This is a genomic window from Labilibaculum antarcticum (assembly GCF_002356295.1).
GTDB classification, from domain to species: domain Bacteria; phylum Bacteroidota; class Bacteroidia; order Bacteroidales; family Marinifilaceae; genus Labilibaculum; species Labilibaculum antarcticum.
Genome location: NZ_AP018042.1, coordinates 2,042,981 through 2,066,366, shown reverse-complemented (window position 1 = coordinate 2,066,366; position 23,386 = coordinate 2,042,981). Strand labels below are relative to the sequence as shown.

The window sequence follows — 23,386 nt, the reverse complement described above, 5'->3', positions numbered from 1 at the left end:
TTGTGACTAGTTGTCATCATTTACATTATGAGTTTTTAGCCATTCTTCCCCTTTTTTATCTAAAAAGAAATCCATCCAAACATAATACATAATTTCGTTTTTTTCAACGGAAACAGAATGACTTGAAGCTAATGGGATGTGAAGTACAGAATATTGCGAAAAATCTACTTTAGCATCATCAGCATAAACAACACAATTATTTTTTGATAAACCTAAAAATAATTGTTCTAACATTGGATGTTCATGAGCACCAACTTTATCGGGACCTTTTGTTTGAACTGTTCCCATCGCAATTCTAGGAATGTATTTGTTAGGGAGTATTGTACGACTTATTGTATTTGGACTTTTAATTGGTTCGGTATATGATTGGCAATCTGTGAATTTCGAATAATATACATTTTGAGTGTTGCTAGCTGGAAATTCTTTTAAATCTTTAAGGTCTTGATCACTTAATTTACTTGTTATTTTTAGGTAGTGCAGGGTATCGTTTTTTGCTGTTTTAATCGTGATATTTTTAACGATATTGGGTAATAAGATCGTTTCCGGAATAATCTCATAACTTGTATTCGCGGCAATTACATTTCCCTTACCTTTTACAAACAAGTATATTGTTTTGTAACCTTCTTTAGAATAATCTATTATTGGATTTTCGCCTGTAAGAGCTATGTGCGCAACATGAATACCTTTAATTTCATTTTCTAGAATTGATTTGGAATATTGTTGCGTATTTTCATGTAATTGTGTCTTTAGATTTTCAATTGGAATTTCTTGACTGTACAAGCTTACCACAAATGATAATAGAAATAGGATAGTTGTTATATGCTTTTTCATTTTAATAATTTAGATAAGATGTTTTTTAAATACGCTTAAATATAGGGCTGTTATTTTAAAAAATTTGCTTTTCGACTTTTTTTTCGCGTTTGGCTATTCGAATTTATTCCTTTGTTCTTGTATCAAACAATGAAGTCCATTCTTTTAAATCGTCGCTAACTAACCAATCATGGTACTTATCTTTAGTATTTTAGTTCCGTCTCTTTTTTATTCAGTATAGATTTTTCACCTCATGATGTTCGTCTAAAATAGTTGAGTTTCTTACTAATGAGTAGTAAGTCGAATCACAGGCCATAAAATAGAAGGTGTGTTCCATAGTCTCAAAATTAAAGATTTTCATGTAATGGTGAATGCAGTAATCAAATAAATACTTCGATTGTCAGTATTTATTTTTAGTACACTAGTATCGATGTGTTTACTATAGTTTCAATTCTGTATAGTATGTTCCCATTGTCTCCAATTAAAAGCTATTACACACATAAATGGAAGTATAGGTAACCTTTGGGAGTATGAAATGGTCGTTCTTTGTTGTAGAAAAAGAATAGAACTATGGATATCGCAAAGAGATTTGAGCAGAACCCCTTGCTCGCACCAAAAGACATCATGCCAAGTATGGTAGGGATGGAGATTGAATGTTTGTTAAACCCTGGTGTGTTTCGCTATAATAATAAAACTTGGTTATTGCTTCGGGTGGCAGAACGCCCTAAACAAGAGGAGGGGAAAGTTAGCTTTCCTGTATATAATAAGGATGGAGTAATTGAAATTTTAAGTTTCGACGAAAACGATGCCGATTTAGATTTATCCGATCCAAGGATTGTTATTTATAAAGGAGATTATTACCTAACCACTCTTTCTCATCTTCGATTGGTTTGCAGCGATGATAATATTGCTTTCGCAGAGCCTGATGGTTACGCTCCAATTATGGGAGTCGGTTCTCAGGAAACTTTCGGAATAGAAGATTGTCGGGTTGCAACAATGAATGATGGATATCATTTGACCTATACAAAGGTTTCTGCCCATGGGGTTGGAGTTGGTTATATCCAGACTAAAGATTGGAAACAGTTTGATCGTCGCGGAATGATTTTCCCACCACACAATAAGGATTGTGCCATTTTCGAAGAAAAGATTAACGGTAAATATTATGCACTTCATCGTCCGAGTAGTCCCGAATTAGGAGGGAATTACATTTGGATTGCTGAATCGCCCGATTGTATTCATTGGGGAAACCATCAATTGCTGGCAAAAACACGAGCCGGAAAATGGGATAGTGCTAGACTTGGTGCCGGTTCAGCGCCCATTAGAACCGAAAAGGGCTGGCTGGAAATTTACCACGGAGCAACAAAAGAAAACAGATATTGTTTGGGTGCTTTACTATTGGATTTAAATGATCCTTCGATAGTGCTTGCCCGCAGCGAGGAACCCATTATGGAACCCATTATGGAATATGAGAAAACCGGATTTTTCGGCAATGTGGTTTTTACCAATGGACATATCGTTACAGGCGATACGATTACAATTTACTACGGAGCTTCAGATGAAGTGATTTGTGGGGCTGAATTCTCTATAAGTGAAATTTTACAATCGTTAAACTATTAATTTATGGCTGCTATTTCTAAATTATTGAAAAAAATGCTCTCAGAGTATTATTTTTTTCTCAGCAACCCTCGCGATATGAGGGTTCTGTTGATTACCAATATGATTTATGCTTTTGTGCTTCCTGTGGTCGATATATTTGTGAGTGCCTATATCATGCGTTTCACCAATAACGATTTTACAATGGTAGCCTATTATCAGCTGGCTATTTATACCGGAATACCGCTTACATTCTTTATCAATGGTTTTCTCTTGAAAAAAATCAAAATCGCCAATTTATACAGTTTTGGAATGCTGTTAAGTGGTATATCCATGTTGTTTATGATGACGCTTGATCATCTTAATTTTGTAGGAGTTGTTTTTTCTGGATTAATAATGGGAGCATCTTTTGGTTTTTTCTGGGCCAACCGGGATTTTCTGGCTCTGGATACCACAAACGATAAGAATCGAAATTACTATTACGGACTGGAAACCTTTTTCTTTACGATTACATCCATTATCATCCCTTTATTTGTTGGGTGGTTTATCATATCTTCAAAAACAATGGGATGGTTTGGTGAGCATCGGGCTTATCAGTTCATTACGCTTGGTGTATTCATTCTAACAATTATTTCATCCATTGTAATCCATAAGGAAAAATTTAAAAATCCGAAACAAAAGAAATTTCTGCATTTCCACTTTGACAGATTATGGCACAAAATGCTGTTCCTGGCCGGATTAAAAGGACTTGCACAGGGATATTTGGTGACAGCACCGGCTATTCTAATTATGTATTTAATTGGTGACGAAGGATCCTTGGGAACCATTCAGGCTATAAGCGGAATCGTAACGGCAATTGTACTGTATTTGCTGGGACGATTTTCTAAACCGGAACATCGCATCTACATATTTACAGTGGGTTTACTCATTTTTGTTGCAGGTACAATGGCCAATGCAATCATGTTCTCGGCAACAGGTGCAATGGTGTTTATGTTGGCGATGGTTTTATTCAGACCCTTGCACGATATTGCCTATTTTCCGATTCAGATGAGAGTTATTGATGTGCTATCTAGAAAGGAGAAACGAAACGAATTTGCTTACATCTTTAATCATGAATTTGGACTTTTTGTAGGACGGGTATTCGGATTAGTGATGTTTTTGTTACTAACGCACTATGTTTCGGAAGTGTTCGCTCTTAAGTATTCTTTACTGATAATTGCACTACTGCAATTAATCTCTATTCCTGTAGCCAAGATGATTATCAGACATACGGATAAAGAGGAATTTAAATCAAATGACTTGAATGTAAAATTGGAAGATGTAAGTGATACATCTGCAGTAAAACCTGCAGTTTAATTGCTTTACAAGCTTTGAAATAAAAAAATAATTTAAGGTCAATTCTGAAAATATAAAAAACCTAAATCTATCAAGAGATGAATCGTAAATATTTATTTTGGTTACTATGTTGTTTCGTTCTTGCCTCGTGTACGACACAAACACATACAGCTGTAAAAGAGCTCAAGATTAGTCGTGTGGAAAGCATGCCTAATCAGCCACAGCCATATAAGATGCTCGACTGGCATGAAAAGGCCGTTAATTTCGATGAAGCAATATTCGATTTTGATGCCACAGGTGAATTCCGACCTTTTATTTGGTTGGATAGTGCAAAGAGAAACCTTCCACAGACAACATTTGGTTTGTACACTGTTATTGGTGATGTGAGACAAGGTCCTGATAAAAATAATGGGGAATTTCACGAAGCAATCAATTCATTGGGAGCTTTGATGAGTGCCGGATTAGTGGGAATCGATAAGCGCGATCAGAAGGGATTCAATTTTGTTAAAATGGTTCAGAATTATTTCAATACCGAAAATGGTTGGAATATCATGATGAACAATACTTGTCCGGAAGTTGCGCTTTTGGGTGGAGGATATGGCCGCGACTGGTGGTATGATGTTTTTCCAAATGTTCTGTATTATGCCGTTTCGGAGTTACAGCCAAATGTAGAAGGAGCAGAAGCGATTCAAAAAACCATTGCCGAGCAATTCTTTAAGGCCGATTCAACCTTGAACGGAAATTACGATTATTCCTATTTCGACTATGCCGAGATGAAAGGGAAACGAAATCAGATTCCTTACCAGCAAGATGCTGCGGCAGGACATGCTTATGTGCTTTACTCGGCTTATCAGAAATTTGGCGATCCTCGCTATCTGGAAGGTGCTAAATCGGCAACCGAGGCTTTGTTGAGCCAGAAAGAAAGTCGGTTTTACGAGGTACTAATGCCTTTTGGAGCCTATGTGGCAGCTCGTTTAAATGCCGAGCATGGAACCAACTACGACGTTTCAAAAATACTTGATTGGACTTTCGACGGGTGTACTGCAAAAAATGGTCGCACTGGCTGGGGAATTATTTCAGATCACTGGGGAGATTATGATGTTTCCGGTATACAGGGAAGCCTGACTCAGGATGGAGGATATGGTTTTTTAATGAACACCTTCGACATGGCTTGGCCTCTGGTACCAATGGTTCGTTACGAGCCAAAATATGCCCGCTCCATCGGGAAATGGATGCTAAATGCAGCAAATACCTCTCGTTTATTCTATCCTTACGAAATCCCGGATGGCAATCAGTATTTGCCTGAAAATAAAAGTATTACCCGTAATGTAATAGCCTATGAGGGATTAAAGAAAGTTGATGCATACGACACAGAGAAGTTTAAAGGAGTTACTCCGGTAGCATTGGGCGATGGCCCGAATTGGGTTGTTAGTCAACCTAAATTATCTATGTTTAGTATCTACGGATCGGCACATTCAGGAATCTTTGGTTCTATTATCAAGAAAACAAATGTGGAGAAGATTCTGCAACTGGACTGTCTTGCGACTGATTTTTATAAGAATGATTCCTATCCTACTTATTTATATTTCAACCCTTACGATGAGGATAAGAAAATCGATTATTCATCGGAAAGTTTAGTTGACCTATATGATATTGTCTCTGGCAAGATTGTGGCTGGAAAAATTGATGGCACAGGCAGTTTTTTAATTGAGGGCAACCAAGCAATGGTAGTGGTTGAAATTCCTGCCGGGTCAAAAATAGAACGAACAAAAGAGAAAGTGACGGCAAATGGAATTGTCATCTCCTTTTATTGAGGGCACATTTTTTGAAAATAAAAAGGTCTATTAATAAAAGAATAAAATGAACTATCTGGTTTTGGTGTGAGCATTTAAACTGGAAATAGTAAGATACTCTTAAGTAATTACGATATAAAATTCATCATTTAAGCGATTACGAAAACGATGGCAATTTCTTCACAGAACCTTCGGAATGAATTGTTACATATTAATAATTGCGCTTTTAATTCACTATTGTTAATTAAAATAAAACCTATGAAAACTATTTTTTCAAATTTCAAAAGAGGAATACTGGGCTTTGTATTTATCTTTTTGACAAGTGCTGTCTTTGGGCAGGTTCTTGTGTCAGGGAAAGTTACTGATGCAAGTGGGGAATCACTACCAGGTGTTAGTGTTTTTGTAAAAGGGACAAGCATTGGTTCTATTACAGATATTGACGGAGATTACAGTTTAGAAGTACCGAACGATACACAATTCTTGGTTTTTTCTTTTATTGGAATGAAAAATCAGGAAGTTGAAATCGCCGGACAAACAAGTATTGATGTCATTTTGCAAGAAGATGTAACTGGTTTAGATGAGGTTATTATTGTTGGTTATACGTCAAGAAAAAAATCTACTATTACTGGTGCTGTATCGGTTGTAAATCTCGCAGATATGGAGAAAACACGGGTGCCGAATGTTTCTCAGGCCCTGCAAGGTCAAATTGCCGGGGTATTGGTGACATCAAGTACAGGAGCGCCAGGTGATCCTATTGAAATACGTATTCGTGGAGAAGGAACGATTGGAAATAATAACCCATTATATGTAGTCGATGGTATTCCTTCACGTGATATTACCTTTTTAAATCAGGCTGACGTTAAAACAATGACTGTTTTGAAAGATGCGGCAGCTGCAGCAATTTATGGTTCCAGAGCTTCTGGTGGTGTGGTATTAATTACCACTAAAGGTGGATCGATAGGGAAAACAAGTTTTGATGTAAGCTATTTTACAGGACTTCATAAGGTAGCCAATCTTCCTGATATGTTAAATACTGATCAGTATATAAATACCCTTGAAAAAGCTTGGGATAATTCAGATAGAGCAGGAGAAAATCCTTATACGGCTGATAGAGGTAGGTCTGATTTTTCAGATACTGACTGGCTTGATGAATTGTTTGAAACAGGAAAATCACAAAATTTGCAAGTATCAGCTAGCGGAGGAACTGAAAAGATGCAATATTTAATGTCTTTAGCTTATTATGGACAAGATGGAATTGTTGTATTTGATAATGATAAATACCAAAGATTAAATTACAGAACCAATCTTAATATTGATGTATCGGATCGCATAAAAATTGGGACAAATCTACAGTTGTCGTATTCAACACAAGATAAAACAGCATCAAAAGGAGAAAGTCTAATTCGATACGCTTTATTAAGAGCTCCTGTTTTAGGAGTTCGTAAAGATGTTAATGATCCTACTTATTCTGAAGAAGATCCATTTACAGATATGCCATTTTTTACACCAACAGGATATGATCAGGGATTACAAAGATCGATGTATGAAATGGTGGGTAATCCAGTTGCCAAGGCTTATTTTACAGATGATCAGCGAAAGATTTATAAAACATTTGGAAATGTTTATGGTGAATTTGCCTTCTTGAGGAACAAAGAGCTGAAATTTAGAACAAATATTGGGATAGATTTATCATTATTTCACAACAAAGCTTTTAATGAGAATTATGGTGATGATGATGGTAGTGGAGCTGAAATTGATCAAGGATTGGGTAGACAGAACAAACCAAATAATTTGAGCGAGGAGAGAGGTGAAGCACGCACAATAACGTTTAATAATACATTAAGCTACGCGAAAATATTTAACGAAAAGCATGATTTTAGTGCAATGGTAGGTACCGAATATATTGACAACTATGAATCATCAATAGGAGCCAGCAGAGCTCGTTTCCCTTTTACAACTAATGAATATAGATATTTAGATTACGGTGGGTCTGATTTGGATGTTTGGAATAGCGGAACTGCTTCAGAGTGGGCACTATTCTCTTTATTTGGATCAACATCTTATGCGTATGATGATAAATATATGGTGACTGCTAATTTGAGAGCAGATGCATCATCAAGGTTTTCTGAAAGCAATCGTTGGGGATATTTCCCTTCTGTTTCAGCAGGATGGACAATTTCCAAGGAAGATTTTATGAAGGATGTCGACTGGTTGTCTAATTTAAAATTAAGAGCAAGTTGGGGAAAATTAGGAAATCAGGAGATTGATAATTATGCGTATTTAACACTGGTTAGTCAAGTAGATGGTATTGTTAAAACTAACCGTTTTGGTAATTCTGATTTGAAGTGGGAGAGTTCTACTCAATCAAATATTGGTGTTGATGTTGGTTTGTTGAATAGTAAATTGGTACTAACAGCAGAATATTTTGAAAAGAATACTACAGACATTTTATTGCCAATTGGATTACCATCTGTTGTTGGCGATGTATCTCCTACTATTGTAAATGCAGGTGAAGTGAGTAATAAAGGATTTGAATTTTCTGTAGATTATAGAAAATCAGACAAGGAATTCAAATACAATATAAACGCGAACATTGCGACATTAACTAATAATGTTGAAAAGCTGCATCCAAATGTACCTAATATCGTAACGGATGTAACAAAAACTGAAGTAGGTCAACCACTAAATTCCTATTATGGATATAAAATGGTCGGAATTTATCAAAATCAGGCTGAAATAGATAGCCATCTGTTTACTGAAGGAAATGCAAAACCAGGAGACATTAAATTCAAGGATGTAAATGGTGATGGTAAAATTAGTGCAGATAATGACAGAGAATTTATTGGGAGTCCAATTCCAGAATTTACTTACGGTTTTTCTTTTTCATCTAACTATAAAGGATTCGATTTTTCTATGCTTTTCCAAGGAGTAGAAGGAGTTGACAGATACAATCAAGGGAAACAAATCGTAGACTATGATACACGTCCATTTAATTATACCACAGCTATATTAGGCGCTTGGGATGGGGAAGGAAGTAGTAATAGTATACCAAGAGTTGCTTTCGAAGATAATGGAAGCAGTAAGGTATCCAGTATTTTTGTTGAAGATGCTTCTTATTTCCGTCTTAAGAATATTGAAATTGGCTACACCGTACATGAAATAAAAGGAGTGGATAATATTCGGTTTTATGTATCTGCGCAAAATTTATTTACAATAACTGACTATACTGGTTTAGATCCGGAATCTACCGATCTAATGGACTTAGGAACCTATCCTCAATCAACATCAGTTTTATTTGGCGTAAATGTAAAGTTTTAATCGTAAAAAGTATAAATTATGAAATACATACATAGTATAATCATTATTTTCTTCTTTGCAGGTCTTACGAGTTGTACAGATGAATTAAGCAATGACCCAATTGGCCTTCTAACCATAGATCAGGTTGATTCAGATCCTACAATTACTACAATTGAGTCCTCAGTGAGCTCATCGTACTTACCTCTTAAAAACACATTAAATGGTATTATTCCAGATTGGAGATGGGATCTGGGAACGGTATTTAGAAATGATATCGTTTTGCAGGATATTGCAGCTAATGATATGAATAAGAAATGGAATCCTGATGGAGATCAACCTTGGATGGATGAACTGGCAAGTTTTACTTTTACGCCGGAAAATCAGGCTTTTAATGGAATTTGGGTGTACGATTATGAAGGTATTAGTAGAGTAAATCTGGCCATTGATTTTTTAATCGATCCTGAGATTGCTCAGAAAACGGGATTAACTGATTCCCGTAAAAATCAATTATTAGCAGAAGCTTATTTTTTAAGAGCTTTCTACTATTTTGATTTAGTAAATAATTTTGGTGATGTGCCATTGGTCCTTAAATCTCCGGATTCATTTGAAGAAGCTTTTGCTGTTTCAGTTCGGGCTACTGCAGATGAAGTTAGAACACAGATAAATTTAGATTTAACAGCAGCGAAAGCAATAGCACCAGACGTAAAACATTCAGATATTGCTGAACCATGGAGAGCTTCAAAAGGAGCTGTTATTGCATTGCAGGCTAAAGCAGCCTTGTATGGCGGAGATTGGACTAAAGTACTTAGTTTAATTACAGAATTGGACGCTCTTGGCTTTTACAGTTTGAATGCTAATTATTTTGATAGTTTCGATGCAAGTAAGGAATTTAATGAAGATGAAGTGATTTTTGCGTACGATCATCGTTCAGGTGAAACTCCTAATAATACGAATGGCCTTGGCGATGTAATTGGGTGGGGATTCTTTTCTCCTACTGATGATTTTATTAATGCTTTTGAAGCCAATGATCCTAGATTGTTGTATACCATTGATGTTCCCAACAAGCGTGCATCAAAAATAGTGGGATCAACAACTGAGCTAATTGATTATGGCAATAAAGTATATATACGTTATGCTGATGTATTGCTTTGGAAGGCAGAAGCTCTTAACGAAACAGGAGACTATTCTGGCGCTGTTGCAATCATTAACCAAATAAGAACCAGAGCGAGAACCAGTCCTACGGCTGATGGCTCTGTAATACCTGTTGGAACTCTCGAAAATAGAGGAAGTTCAACAAATCCAGCTGAAATAAAGGCTTGGCTAATGTCTGAAAGAAGAGTTGAATTGGGTTTTGAATCACAAAGATTTAATGACTTGAAAAGATGGGGGACAGCTAAAACTGTATTAACAGCTCTTGGAAGAAATTACCAGGATCACAATGCTCTTTATCCAATTCCTCAAAGAGATATTGATAAGTCTGGTGGATCAATTACACAAAATCCAGGCTATTAAAAAGACTTTTTTTTAATGGGAATATTGTAAAATTGATTGATATTTAAAGAGAAGTAGCTGGTAATAAGACGCTACTTCTCTTTATTTTTTAAAGAAATGTTTAAGGCACTTCAACCTATGTTAAATATAAATGCCTTTCGTGCAATTCATTAAACAAACAAGAAATGTTGGGTAAAAATATAAAATTTACAATTTTCCTTTTGTTTTTTTTCATTGGAACAATTGGGTTCAGTCAAAATATCAATCTAAAAGTTGTTGGAAATACAGAACAAGGTTTTAGTGTAGATATCTACAATAACAATCAGTTGTTGGTTCATAATTCAGAAGAATTTTCATTAAAAGTAGCAAATCTGGATTTGAGTGAAACAAGCGAAATTGCTGCATGGAAAGGAACTGAATGGACAGGTAATGAAAGTCTAATAAAATTATCAAAAGAGACCTATTTGTCAGATTTTGATTTGAACTTATTAATCACAGTTACCTATGAAGTTATAAATCAACATGTGGTTAAAAAAACGGTTGATTTATTTCAATCAGGGATTCCAACCTTATATTTTACAATTGAAGAAACTTCAAAACCAGCAGAAGAACCTTCAAAATATGTAACTTTTGAGCACGATGATTTCCCCGGAGGTTTCTCCCATGAAATGAATCCATCAGCAGGTTTTGTAACTCCAAATAATATATTGGTAGGGTTTTTAATGGATGCCGGTTATAAAAATCATTATACGAGAACAACCAGGCGTCGTTTTAACGGTCACGGTGGTGGATTTGTTGGAATGAGAAGACTTCCAGATCCAGCGTTGGTGGAAGTAGCAACATTGTTAGACAGAGAAAAGAAACAGCATTTTATCAAACAAACATTTGGTGAAATGTACAATTTAGATGCCGGGAAAAAAACAGTTTTAAAACTTGAGGATACTTATAAAAAACTTGGTGATGTTACTATTAATAAAACCCACGATTTATTTACTCTTAGTGGGGAATCTTCTAATCGTTCCGGAATTGAATTAATAACACCCTTAAGAGACCAAAAAATATACACAATTTCTTTTTTGGCTAAAGGAAATTCTCCAATAGCCGTAAAACTTTTTAGGAATAAGAATGGTATAAAAACAGTGGAATTGGAACATGGTATTAAATACATTGACCAATTTCCAATACAAGAAAATGACTGGACGCTTTTTAAAGGAAGTATAATGGTCCCTTATATTCAGCATGATAGTGTTTCTATGTTTATTGGATCTCAATCTGGAGCAAAATATTCCATTCAAATTAAAGACTTGCAGATTGTAGAACATCAACCTTTAATACAACCCTACAATAAAATGAATATGGGAGAAAAGGTAACTAAAACCACCTATGTTTTTGTTGAGCCTTGGGTAAATCATCACGATTTTGTAATTTCTTCACAATCTCGTTTCGCAGAAGGGAAAGGATTTAAAGGAACTCTGATAGAGAAGATGTTGTACTCAAATTTCAACATGCTAACATGGATTACTTCTATAAATGATTTTACACCTTTGAATGTGCCTAATATGAATTATGCACCCGACATGTACAATAGAGATTCATTTTTTTCAATAGTTTCAAGTTATAATAAAGAATTGAATCTTGAAATATGGGAACAATGGGCAAAAACTCAAAACGAAAAAGGAGCCATAGCCACCATTATAACGCCTTATATGGGTACTGTTGAGTTTAAAGATAACGAAGCAACTATTCAATTCTTAATTTGGGCAATGATGAATAAAAGACGTTTTGGAGTAAGCCTTCCTAAAGAGAAAATTGATAAAGCGGTTTCTTATGTGTTAAATGAGTTTGATGAGAATAGAGATGGGATATGCGCTTCTCATTTTACATTAAGCCAAATTGATATTAATGAATACAATCCAAAAACAAGTGATTTAGCAGTAAATCAAGGAATGCTCGCTATTGCGCTTCGCACTATTAAAGAGTTGGGGTATGATATTTCAGATTCATATTTGGAAAAAGCTGAAAAAGCATATTTGGACTTTTATGATACAACAAGAAAGCATATGGTATTTGATAAAGAATATCCAGATATCATTACTTTCACCGACTTAGAACCAGAATTTTTTTCTTTGTGGTTGTTTAATAGACCCATGTTAACTGATGAGATGGTAATTAATCATCTTGAACAAACACCAATTCTTAATAAAGTTTCAAATTCACCTTATCCAGAATATGGAACAACAGCTCCGGTTTGTATTAGATTAACGGATGATGAAAAGGGGTATGCTTATTTAACTTCAGACTATCAGCCATTTAGAGAGTTTGGAGTGTCTAATTATAAAAATGGAGCTAGAGATGGGATGTATTACAACGGTGGAAGTTGGATGCGTGCGGAATATTGTGGATATGTTGTAGGTTTAAGGCACGGATGGAAAAAAGCAGAAGCACTTATGGAAAACAGAGCTTGGGCAGAAATCAATCTCAATCCGGAATGGCCTTATTCCAAAGAATTTATTCCGACAAAATGGGAGACAACAGATACTTGGTGGCCATCAACCCGAGGATTATGCTGGAACGTTTTTATTCTTATGGCTAATGAGGTTGCTGGACTTAGAACTCCAGAAATGGATCCTGATTTTAAAAAATAGAGAATCGTTATTAATAATTATTTAAACGAAATGTCCTCAATATCAAATGTGATATTGAGGACATCTTTTTGATACTATTGCCGATGGTCTTCAGGTGTTTTCCTTATTGGTATCGTTGAGGATATTTTTCTTGTAATCGGTAGGCGATTCACCATAAAGTTCTTTAAAACATCTGTAAAAATAGGTTCGGTTATTAAATCCTGTTTCATAGATTATCTCCGAGACAGTGTAAGAAGATTCCAGGAGAAGAGATGCCGCTTTCTTTAATCGGAAATTACGAATGAATCCATGAGGAGTGAATCCTGTAACAGCTTTAATCTTGCGGTATAATTGGGTTTTACTCATGGCAAGTTGATCAGCCAATAGGTCGGCGTTTAATTCGGTTTTATCAAGGTTATCGTCCACAAATTTTTGCAAATTATCCACAAATTTCACATCTCGTTTGTATAGTCCCGAAACATCTTTTACCGAAACAGTTTGAACCGATTGAAAAGCATCTCGAACCTGATTTCGCATTTCAATTAATTTTCGAATCCGAACCTTAAGATGGCGGGGATCAAATGGTTTTGGAATATAACTGTCCGCACCCGATTCTATTCCTTGAATTCGATGTTCCAGTTCTCCTTTTGCAGTCAATAAAATAACCGGAATATGACAGGTATTAATGTCCTCTTTAATCGTGTTGCATAATTCCAGTCCATCCATTTCCGGCATAATAATGTCACTAACAATAACCGAAACATCATTGGAATTTATTTTATCAAGTGCTTCAATGCCATTTTTTGCCAGTAAAACAGAATAGTCCTGATGCAAAATGTCGTAGATTAAATTTCGAAGCTGTTCATTATCATCTACAACCAGAATATTGTGTTTCTTGCTTTCGTCCGCAGAAGTTTCAGTTGCTTTGTTTGAAAATGAGACCACTTCCAACCCCATTATCTCTTCAATCGCTCTATCTTTTATTCTACTCTCATCAATTACAATTTCAGTTTGTTTTTCGCTGTCTGAGTATTGACTTTTCGAGATGGGAATTGAAATTGTAAAGCAACTGCCAATATTGGGCTTGCTCTCCAATTGAATACTTCCTTTGTGAAGTTCAATCAGGCTTTTGGTTAATGACAATCCAACTCCGGCACTTTCTGAAAATCTTTTTTCTTTAGGTAAAGAGTTTGCATTTTGAAAGAACCGGTCAAATATTTTATCCTGATATTTTGTTGGGATTCCAATTCCGTTATCTGTTATTTTTATGATTGCATTTTTTTGTTGATGTATTAATTCGATACTAACACTTCCTTTTTGTGGTGTATATTTTAATGCGTTTGAAATAAGGTTCAGTAATATCTTTTCCAGAATATTATTATCGAACCAGCCAATGATATCTTTTGAGTTGTCGATCAATTTTAACTGAATTTCTTTTTCGAGAGCATATTGAGTAAATGCCTCAGTAATTGTTCTTGTGAAATCAGTAAGGTCGTAATTTTGAACTCGCAATTTAAAATGGCCGGTTTCCACTTTCCTAAAATCGATCAATTCACGAATAAGATGCAATAAACGAGTTGAGTTGTTGTAAATGGATTTTACGTAAGGAGAAATTTCTTTGTCGTTTGGGTGCAGATCCATAAGTTGAGCTGCAGGTGCCATAATTAAGGTAAGGGGAGTTCTAAATTCATGAGCAATATTAGTAAAGAATTGAAATTTGTAATTGTTTATTTCTTTGGTTTTTTGAATTTCCAACCTCTCAATTGCTAATTTATTCCTCATTTTTGTTCTGCGAAGAAGAAAAAAGATGAATAAAAATATAGCCATAAATGTAATGATGACATAGGAAAAATAGGCCCATGTTGTTTTCCAGAAAGGAGGATGAATTGTCAGTTTTATTTCACGGGTCTCTGGGTTCCAAATAGCATCTTCATTTGTACATTTAACTTTGAATATATAATCTCCAGGTGGAACATTGGTGTAAGTTGCTTCACCTTCTTTTTTAATTAAGGTATAATCATTATTGAAATTTTCCAGCTTAAAGGCATACATGCACTTTTGTTTGTTATGGAAGTTTAGTGTGGTAAATTCAAATTTAAAAAAGTTTTGGTTGTAGTTTAAGTGTAATGAATCCGACATGTCGATGTAGAAGGGAATAGGATTCTTCTCTTTCTGCGTTTCATTAAATACAGAAAACCTTGTAATGGCGAGCCTTGGGAAATATTCTGTATCCGTAACTTTATTCGGATCAAAATAAGTAAGGCCGTTTACACCACCAAAATATAATTTCCCTGTTAATGTGCCAAAACACGATGCCCCATCAGTAAATTCATTGCTTTGCAATCCATCTGAATAAAAATAGCTGCGTATTTGATTGCCCTTGTAGTCTAGTTTTGTCAATCCATTATTTGTGCTTACCCAAATATTATCGTTTTGATCTGTTTGAATCGCGTGGATTGTATTGTTTGGCAATCCATTTTGTTCTGTGTAGTGAGTAAACTGATAAGGAAAAGTGGATAGGTTTAATCTGTCAAGTCCTCCGCTGGTGCCAATCCACAGGGTCTCATTATTCGATTTGCACAGGCTTAAAACATCGTCGTTTATTAAGGATTTAAGATTATTTGAGCTGCTTCTGAAAGCCTCGAATTTTTCTGAAATTGTATTTAAGCGGTAAAGGCCACCACCACGAGTACCAATCCAAAGGATATTGGGTTCTCCCTCTACTATGGAATAGATTATATTGCTGTTTAGTCCGTTTTTATTGAGAGGATTACTTTTATAGTGACTAAAATTGGATACTTGGTATTTTCCATCCTTTTTTCGTTCAATATTCAAACGAAACAAACCATAACCACTCGTGCCTATCCATAAATCGTTAAAGGTATCCAGGCAAATGGAATAAACAGATCCTAATTTAATGCCTGACGTATTTTTAAAATCATCTGGAAAGTGTAAAATCTTTCCAGTTTTGGATTCAAACATGTCAATTCCTTCACCATCAACACCAATCCAGATATTTTTGTAAGAATCATTGCCTAAGGACAACACGGCATTGTTCGAAAGTCCGTTTTGGGTATCGAAAACTTTTGTAGGAGCTTCAGTTACTGGAATAAAATTTAATCCATTTCCCCGGGTTCCAACCCATAAATTTCCGCTTTCATCTTCATGTGTAGCTCTAACAATACTATGGTTTAATTTACCTTCCGAAAGGTTCCCTTTTTTTATCGATTCAAAGAAATTTCCCTCTGTGATATATTTGTGAACTCCATCTCCGTCGGTACCAATCCACAATAGATCTGGTTTCGTTTGAGTAATCGACCAAATCTTAACTTTTTTGTTTTCAGATATTTCCAATGGTGATATATGGCTTTGTTCGGCCAGATCCAATTTGAATACTTTGCCTTCATCGGTACCACCCCATAAAAATTCACCACTTAAGCTTGTCGATAGAGAGGTGACAGCAAAGGGAGTGAGATGTGACTTAATTTCTTGAATTGTTCCGTCTTCTAGATTAATAGATAGAAGTCCTCCGTTGTTTAAGCTCACAAAAAGAAAGAGTTTGTTGTGGTAGCTGTAAAACCAGTTTTTATCAGAATCGAATTGGTATTTACTGCTTAAATGAATTGTTTTTGTGATTTCCCATGTGTCTCTGTGTTCCAATTCATAGGCATTTCCTTCTTCTGATAAGCACCATAGTTGTTCATTGGATGTAAATGCAAAACCAACTGTTTTTTTGGTAATATCTTCCTGATTAGAAATTTGAATGGGGGCAGAGAATTGTTTCTTCTCGTAGTCAAATTTACAGATGCCATAATTGTATTTACTGCACCAAATCACCGAGTCGGCATCGAGACTGGCCCGATAGCTTTCTTCCCGATATTCTATACAATCAATATTATCAAGATAGGAAGTAAACGTATTTTGCACGTAATCATAGGTGTTGAGGCCGGCTTCAGTAACGATCCATAAATTATTGAATCGATCTTCGAGAATACTTCTGATGATATTGTTGTTGATTGTATTTTTGCGAAAGGTATTGGGTTTGAATACTTTTATATTGCTTCCATCGAATCGATTTAATCCATCCCATGTTCCAAACCACATGTATCCTTTCGAATCCAGATAAGATGAAGTTACGGCACTATTGGATAGTCCTTCAATACTTCCTATTTGATTGTGCCTCCAGTTGCTGGCTTTAAAACCAGTAAGAAATAGAATCAGTATTAATCCCCAAGTAAAAACCCTTAGCATGTTTTTTTAGGAAAAGTAATAAATTACCGATAGGCTGACAAGGTGAAGTCATTCTATTTTAGAGGTTATACTCTTTTTCACTAAATTAGGGAGTAAAGTATACAGATATGGTAGTAGTGTATACTTGCGAGTGAGCTATTAGGATTTTATTTGTAGGACAATAAATATGGATTGAGCCATTAAAAAAGATAGACTTATGGAAATTTGCAAGAGGAATTTACACATTATTGACTGGGAAACGGAAGTTGATTTAAACAAACCCGTTTCCAGATATCCTGGCAACCCAATTATTAGCTGTGACGATGTTAATCGTGTTTGGAAAGATCCAAAATACCAGGTTATCACGGTACACAATGCAGGCATTACATTCTATAACGATGAGGTGATTATGTTGTTTCGATCACACCTTCGAAATGGAATTTCGGTGATTGGTACTGCTCGCAGTCGCAATGGAATAAACAATTGGGCGATTGATCCTGAACCAAGTATAAAACCCTGTAACGATAAGGATGTATTTGCTGAAGGAACAAATAAGAATAACTTGATTGAAAATGAAGGCGGAGGAGCAGAGGATCCAAGGATTTCTTGTATCGGAGACACTTATTTTATTACGTATAGCGCCTATCACGCAATGGAAAAAGATAAGGTTCGGGTTTCGTTGATTACAACTCAGGATTTTAAATCATTTGTAAGGCATGGTCCGTTAATGGATGTGGATATGCGGAATGTCGTAATTTTTCCTGAGAAAATTAATGACCAGTATTATGCTCTTTTTCGTCCGAATGATCATACTGAAGATCATACTGGCGGTGTTTTTAAAGAGATTCAAATTGGGTGCAATAAAGATCTGTTCAGTAATAATTGGATTCTAACAAAGGAGCCAATAATGAGACAGGCTGGAGGGCCAAGTACATTTGGGAGCAAAATAGGACCGGGTGCAACTCCCATTAAAACAAAATATGGATGGATTAATATTTTTCATGGGGTGCGAGGTACCATGGATGGTAATCCCTATACTTTGGGTGTTGCTCTTCATGATCTGAAAAATCCGGAAAAAGTTCAGGTGTCCAATATTCCGATTCTTTTCCCCACTAAAGCTGACTGTAAAACGAAAGAAGAAGAGTATGTACATGTTCCTAATGTCGTATTTTGTTGTGGTGCCCATCGTAATGAGGATGGTACAATATTTATTTATTATGGCGGAAATGACACGGTAATGAACGTTGGTGTAACACATGAAGATGTGTTAGTTGAACTTTGTCTGAAATACCCTCAAAATCCTTTAGATGGAGTTCCTATGTATCCATTTTAGAATTATAAAGGTGAATAGGTGATCCATCTTTTTTTTACGGATTTTACTTTTAGTATTCTTTAACACTTGTTCCAATCTGTTAACTTCATTTTGAATTATATTTGTTTGTAGAGAGTAAAGATTAAATTTTCATAGATTAGTAGATTAGATTTAGGATTTTAGATAAATCGATACCCGGCCGAACACCGGGTTTCTTTTTTTTTACCCACCGTTCGTCTTACCAGACAAATTGCGCAAGAGCTTTTTAAGCTTCTTTAACTTCTTTTTCAAGCTCTTAACACTTCTTTTTTTTATCTTTAAAGAGAATAAAGCTAGTAAGTAGTTTTTTCATAGATTAAAGATTTAGGTTAGTAATTAGTGGTTAGTGAAAAAGTCTGGTGTGATGCCCAGACTTTTTTCATTTTAAATAGTGTGTTATAGTTTTTGTGTACCTATTTAATTTGATGGCATTTGGCATTTTGATACTAAACAGATTAAGTTTTATTAATCTGTTATTATGGGAATAGTATACATATTTAGTAGATTTGTAAGTAAATTTCATCAAATTAAATTTGAAAAATTAGACCATGAAGAAATCTATTTTTATATTTTTTGTCTTGTTTGGCTTTGCTTTAAGCGCTCAGAATACCAAAGTTGAAGTGCTAAAAGAATTTCTAAAAGGAACCATTCAATTGGATACTGGTGATGTTGATGTAAGGCAACCAATTTTCTCAATTAATAAGCTGGCTTCTAAGAAGGCTGATAAGGCAATTGATCTAACTAAGGAGAATGTTGCTGAAGTTCTGGCTGAGGCTAAAAATTATTCAACATGCATTATCACTGTAGGTGTTCATACACTTGTTAAGGTTACCGATTTTGAGGATTGTAGTCCGAGTGGAGCATGGGGAGTATGTATGCCAATGGGAAAAGGATACATACAGAAAGGCGGAAATTTAAATGAGGCTCATGATTATCTTAAAAATATCATAGGACGACCAGGTTCTCAGGAAATAAAAGTGTTTCTCTTCAAGTAGAAATTTTCAATACAATATATAAGAAAGCCCTGTTGATGTAAAATAACAGGGCTTTTATTGTGGTGTAAAGTATCGTGTTATTGATAATTGAATATTTCAAAAGAAACTCTTCGGTTATTTGCACGACTCTTGCTGTCGGTATTTGCCACAATTGGTAAACTTTCACCATGAGGAACCACGATTATTTGATTGTCGGGAATACCGTTTAGTACCAAATAGTTCTTGACTGTTAAAAGGCGTTTGTAGGCCAATTCTACATTTGATCTATTGGAACCAATATCATCGGTATGTCCATGCATTTTAAGTGTGTAGTGCTTGTTCTTTTGCAGGATGGTAATTAGTACAGCAAGTTTTTTTCTTGAATATTGGGTAATTGTAAAATTACTAAAGGAGAAATATATATTTTCCAAATGTGTCTCCATTTCAATTTTCTCCTCTTTTTGTTCCGGGCATCCTTTGTTTTCAAAACTTCCTGGTATTTCCGGACAAAGATCTTCACTGTCCACGATTCCATCTTCGTCAGAATCTACTGGGCAACCAGTTTCATCAACAATGTAGTAGGAAGGAGTATTAGGACATTGATCAATATCGTCAGCCACTCCATCTCTGTCTTGGTCTAACTGTTTGTCCCTCTTTTCCATTTCTTCCAATGCCTTTCTTAAATAATCAATCTTTCTGTATTTCTCGGCCAGTAAGGTTTTTAATATATTGCTATCATTGTTTAGAATCCGATTGGGTTTTTTGTCTGAAGATAAGGGCAGGTTGTATCCAAGTAAGAATTCATGATTGTTGGATGAGTATCTGCCAGAATTTTGAATGCCAATATCATAAGAATATCCAATCGTGAAATTTTTAAGAACTCTTACGCCCAAGTTAAGACCTACCGAGAATTCATCACGATAGTTGACAGCAAACCAGCCTTTATTTTTTAAATCAGCAATAACATTAACATCGTATTGAATTGGCGTGTTATTGGCGTATCTAAGCAGCAGGAATGGAGATATGCTAAGGTTTTTAACCGCTTTAAGCGGGAATTTATATCCGCCTGTTATCAGTAACTGTCTGTTTAATTTGTACGAGCTTTGTTTTTCGTCTGTTGATTCTGATATGGAATTGTTGAGTAGTTGAGGAACAGTGATTCCAAGTAGTAGTTTATTGTAGCTGTAGTAAACACCCAAATTAGCAATAAACTTGGTGCTTTTAATGTTGTTGTTTAGTAAGTAAGGGTCATTCGAATTTGCTACAATTCCAGACATATCCATTCGGAAATCTGAAACTCCGGCAGAGATACCAAATCGGAGATTGTGATTGTCTGCAAATTTTAAGCGATATGCATAGCTGAGTAAAGCTTGGGTATTATTAAAAATCCCCACACCATCGCTGGTGAGATTAAGGCCTACGCCATATTTACCATCCTTTAATGCTGCATCAGCTGTAAATACATGGGTTACCTGACCACCGTCAAAGCCCATGAATTTTTGATTTCGAATAAGGTAGGAATTGAACAATCCATTTGCTCCTGAAGCTGCAGGATTGTACACAACAGGATTGATGTAGTACTGATCAAGTAAAGGCACTTGTTGAGCTTTTGCAGAAAAATCAGCAATGGCTAGTAGGATAATAATTAGTGTTATAAGCTTTACTTGGGTTCTCATAAACAGTTTTCTTTTTACAAGGATATATTCGTTTACTAATTGCCAAGAATTGATAATGTACCTCTAATTGGTTTTATTGCTTCCGATTCAAAATCAATTAAATAGTAGTAGGCACCATTGGCCAAAACCGATCCATTATAACTTCCTTTCCAATTGTTTTGGTAAGATTTAGAATGATAAATTTCTTGTCCGTAAATGTTGAAAATAAATACTTCGGGTGCCGTTAAATCAGGCTCGAATTGAATAAGCCATTCGTCATTTATCCCATCTCCGTTAGGTGTAAGTGCATTACCTACAATGACTTTTTTGCCATCTTCCAGATGTATTTCTACCAGTTGACCAGCATCCGATGACCGGCAATAATTTCCATCAACAAGAAGTATTTGGTAAGTCCCAATCGCTAAATTATTTAATTCCAATAACTCAGCTTCGGTTGAATAGGTTTCTCCGGGATCAATAATGTATTTGTAAGGAGCTGTTCCATCGGAAGTGCTAATTGTGAGCTGTCCATCATTCCCGTATCGTGCATCTTTGCTAAGAATTTGTAATTTTGGATTTCTATGAACCACAATTTCTGGTTTTGAGCCAATAAATTCATCTACACAATTGCCAATTGTTATTTTGTAACTGGATTGTTCGCTGGGCAGAATTTTCTCAAAAACAACAGCTTTTCCCGAACTTGTTATGCTGCCAATCTCTTCATTTCCATCATGTAAAATATATTCAATTCCTGTAATTGAAGTTGGAAGTTCAATATCCACAAGTTCTCCTAAGCAAATTTCTGATGGGGTAACGAAATTTTCTAGTGATAAAGGTTGAATATCAAATATGTCTATTTGTTGACTGTTGTTTAAGCTTATTTTATCTATGCAAACAGTTTCATGTGCATAAACCTGATATTGTGAACGTTTTAATGGAGCAATGGATGGGAAATCAATCGTGTTTCCATTGCCAATGATGTTTGGTTCCAGAAAATTACTTCCATCATGTAGTTGATAAAAAATGCCATTTTCACTATTTTTAATAGACAGGATTGCTTCTTCTCCAATGCAAATTTTCTCACGATCGACAAGAAGTTCACGATTCGTTTGAGGAGGATTGTGTACATCAATATTTACCGTATATCTAATATCTACCGGGTTTAAACATTTGTTCCCCAGAGCCTCAATTCTGTAGGTTGTTGATGCTATGGGAGTGGTTGGTTCAAAATTCAAGTCTTCACTATTACCATATAAAGGTGCACCAATAGGAGTGTCTCCATCATATAGTTGGTAGCTAACCGTTGGATCCGTAGGTGTTAACGAAATTACAACCTCCTCGTTTTTACAAATAGTGTGCTTATCGATGGTTGGGTGTAAATGATCTTCTGGTGAGAGACCAACTAAAACCATGGCAGTTTGGTTAAGTGTGGAGGTCGAAGCGCAAATGTTATTGGTTGCAACGATGTGATAAGGTACAGAGCGAAAAGGAGAGAATTCAGGAAAAGAAATGGCGGAATTGGTTCCTTGAATGCAATCTCCTTGCATAGATGTTTTGTCGTACAACTGGTAGCTAACACCCGTTTCGCTTGTGCTTAAAGAAATAGTAGTATTTTCCCCAATGCAAATTTGCTTTTCGGATATGCTAACCGCGATGTCATTGATGGGTGCGCTTATCACTTCAATACTTGTAGTTTGCGATAAAGTAGTGCTTTCTAAAGTTGAATCATCGGTGGCAACTATTTGATAGTTGGTTGATTTGCTTGGCGTAATGGTAAAGTGGATCTCAGAACCATTTCCAGCTTGAGGAATTCCAATAGTTGTTTCTTCTGATTGGAGTTGGTAGTTTACCCCAATTTCAGTTGGTGTTACATGAATTTGAGTAAGTTCTCCCTCGCAAATTATCTCTTTATCGATGGTAACTGTTTGCGAATTGTTGGGAATAGCTGTTAATACATTTTGATTGCTGATGAGTTCTGAATATCCCGACATGGGAGTGATGATCAGTAAGACGCAGATTATAAGTAATATATATCTATGTTGTTCGTAAATCTGGCTCATTTATTTGTGTGGATTACAGTATTCCTCTGTTGTATTTGTAGTTTTGTTCGTTTTGAAATTGGGTGATGCAAAATATGTTCTTTTAATAAATATTAACAATTCAATTGTTCGCTTTTTGATATCTTGATAAAATGAATAGAAATACTTGGTTTTCAGTACGTATCTTTATCTGA

12 protein-coding genes are annotated in these 23,386 nt (G+C 35.5%); 8 read left to right on the top strand and 4 right to left on the bottom strand.

What is annotated here, in order from left to right; translation table 11 throughout:
* Positions 1-6: 6 nt before the first annotated feature.
* On the bottom strand, positions 7-831 hold the full coding sequence (locus ALGA_RS08065; protein WP_096428838.1) for a hypothetical protein: 825 nt from the start codon (positions 829-831) through the stop codon (positions 7-9).
* Between the two features lie 549 nt (positions 832-1,380).
* On the opposite strand from ALGA_RS08065, the gene ALGA_RS08060 reads away from it, so the two are divergent.
* From ALGA_RS08060 to ALGA_RS08035, 6 genes are all read left to right on the top strand, one after another.
* A complete protein-coding gene (locus tag ALGA_RS08060; RefSeq protein ID WP_096428837.1) occupies positions 1,381-2,427 on the top strand; it encodes a glycoside hydrolase family 130 protein in 1,047 nt (348 codons plus the stop codon).
* 3 nt (positions 2,428-2,430) lie between these two features.
* Positions 2,431-3,759, top strand: coding sequence for an MFS transporter (locus ALGA_RS08055; RefSeq protein ID WP_197705725.1), 1,329 nt, complete (start codon positions 2,431-2,433; stop codon positions 3,757-3,759).
* Between the two features lie 77 nt (positions 3,760-3,836).
* Positions 3,837-5,552, top strand: a complete 1,716-nt coding sequence (locus tag ALGA_RS08050) for a hypothetical protein (protein ID WP_096428836.1) — start codon at positions 3,837-3,839, stop codon at positions 5,550-5,552.
* A gap of 237 nt (positions 5,553-5,789) precedes the next feature.
* Positions 5,790-8,849 (top strand): SusC/RagA family TonB-linked outer membrane protein, encoded by a 3,060-nt coding sequence (locus tag ALGA_RS08045; RefSeq protein ID WP_096433510.1) that lies wholly within the window; start codon positions 5,790-5,792, stop codon positions 8,847-8,849.
* Between the two features lie 18 nt (positions 8,850-8,867).
* Positions 8,868-10,340, top strand: coding sequence for a RagB/SusD family nutrient uptake outer membrane protein (locus tag ALGA_RS08040; RefSeq protein ID WP_096428835.1), 1,473 nt, complete (start codon positions 8,868-8,870; stop codon positions 10,338-10,340).
* A gap of 164 nt (positions 10,341-10,504) precedes the next feature.
* Positions 10,505-12,964, top strand: a complete 2,460-nt coding sequence (locus ALGA_RS08035) for a hypothetical protein (RefSeq protein ID WP_197705723.1) — start codon at positions 10,505-10,507, stop codon at positions 12,962-12,964.
* Between the two features lie 90 nt (positions 12,965-13,054).
* Here ALGA_RS08035 and ALGA_RS08030 read toward each other — a convergent pair whose 3' ends face one another.
* Entirely contained in the window at positions 13,055-17,194 is a 4,140-nt protein-coding gene (locus tag ALGA_RS08030) for a hybrid sensor histidine kinase/response regulator transcription factor (RefSeq protein WP_096428834.1), read from the bottom strand.
* 196 nt (positions 17,195-17,390) lie between these two features.
* Here ALGA_RS08030 and ALGA_RS08025 point away from each other — a divergent pair, with 196 nt between their 5' ends.
* Complete coding sequence (locus ALGA_RS08025; protein ID WP_096428833.1) at positions 17,391-18,506, top strand: glycoside hydrolase family 130 protein; 1,116 nt, start codon at positions 17,391-17,393, stop codon at positions 18,504-18,506.
* A gap of 566 nt (positions 18,507-19,072) precedes the next feature.
* Entirely contained in the window at positions 19,073-19,519 is a 447-nt protein-coding gene (locus ALGA_RS08020) for a hypothetical protein (protein ID WP_096428832.1), read from the top strand.
* 77 nt (positions 19,520-19,596) lie between these two features.
* On the opposite strand, the gene ALGA_RS08015 is transcribed toward ALGA_RS08020, so the two are convergent.
* Positions 19,597-21,174 (bottom strand): PorP/SprF family type IX secretion system membrane protein, encoded by a 1,578-nt coding sequence (locus ALGA_RS08015; protein WP_096428831.1) that lies wholly within the window; start codon positions 21,172-21,174, stop codon positions 19,597-19,599.
* A 35-nt stretch (positions 21,175-21,209) separates the two neighbouring features.
* Positions 21,210-23,144, bottom strand: coding sequence for a gliding motility-associated C-terminal domain-containing protein (locus ALGA_RS08010; protein ID WP_162845406.1), 1,935 nt, complete (start codon positions 23,142-23,144; stop codon positions 21,210-21,212).
* Positions 23,145-23,386: the final 242 nt, after the last annotated feature.

Bases quoted from the DNA above. Each gene is read 5' to 3' on its own strand.
- ALGA_RS08020 (WP_096428832.1), top strand. From the start codon at position 19,073: ATGAAGAAATCTATTTTTATATTTTTTGTCTTGTTTGGCTTTGCTTTA.
- ALGA_RS08050 (WP_096428836.1), top strand. From the start codon at position 3,837: ATGAATCGTAAATATTTATTTTGGTTACTATGTTGTTTCGTTCTTGCC.
- ALGA_RS08025 (WP_096428833.1), top strand. From the start codon at position 17,391: ATGGAAATTTGCAAGAGGAATTTACACATTATTGACTGGGAAACGGAA.
- ALGA_RS08055 (WP_197705725.1), top strand. From the start codon at position 2,431: ATGGCTGCTATTTCTAAATTATTGAAAAAAATGCTCTCAGAGTATTAT.
- ALGA_RS08045 (WP_096433510.1), top strand. From the start codon at position 5,790: ATGAAAACTATTTTTTCAAATTTCAAAAGAGGAATACTGGGCTTTGTA.
- ALGA_RS08030 (WP_096428834.1), bottom strand. From the start codon at position 17,194: ATGCTAAGGGTTTTTACTTGGGGATTAATACTGATTCTATTTCTTACT.
- ALGA_RS08060 (WP_096428837.1), top strand. From the start codon at position 1,381: ATGGATATCGCAAAGAGATTTGAGCAGAACCCCTTGCTCGCACCAAAA.
- ALGA_RS08010 (WP_162845406.1), bottom strand. From the start codon at position 23,144: ATGTCGGGATATTCAGAACTCATCAGCAATCAAAATGTATTAACAGCT.
- ALGA_RS08015 (WP_096428831.1), bottom strand. From the start codon at position 21,174: ATGAGAACCCAAGTAAAGCTTATAACACTAATTATTATCCTACTAGCC.
- ALGA_RS08035 (WP_197705723.1), top strand. From the start codon at position 10,505: ATGTTGGGTAAAAATATAAAATTTACAATTTTCCTTTTGTTTTTTTTC.
- ALGA_RS08065 (WP_096428838.1), bottom strand. From the start codon at position 831: ATGAAAAAGCATATAACAACTATCCTATTTCTATTATCATTTGTGGTA.
- ALGA_RS08040 (WP_096428835.1), top strand. From the start codon at position 8,868: ATGAAATACATACATAGTATAATCATTATTTTCTTCTTTGCAGGTCTT.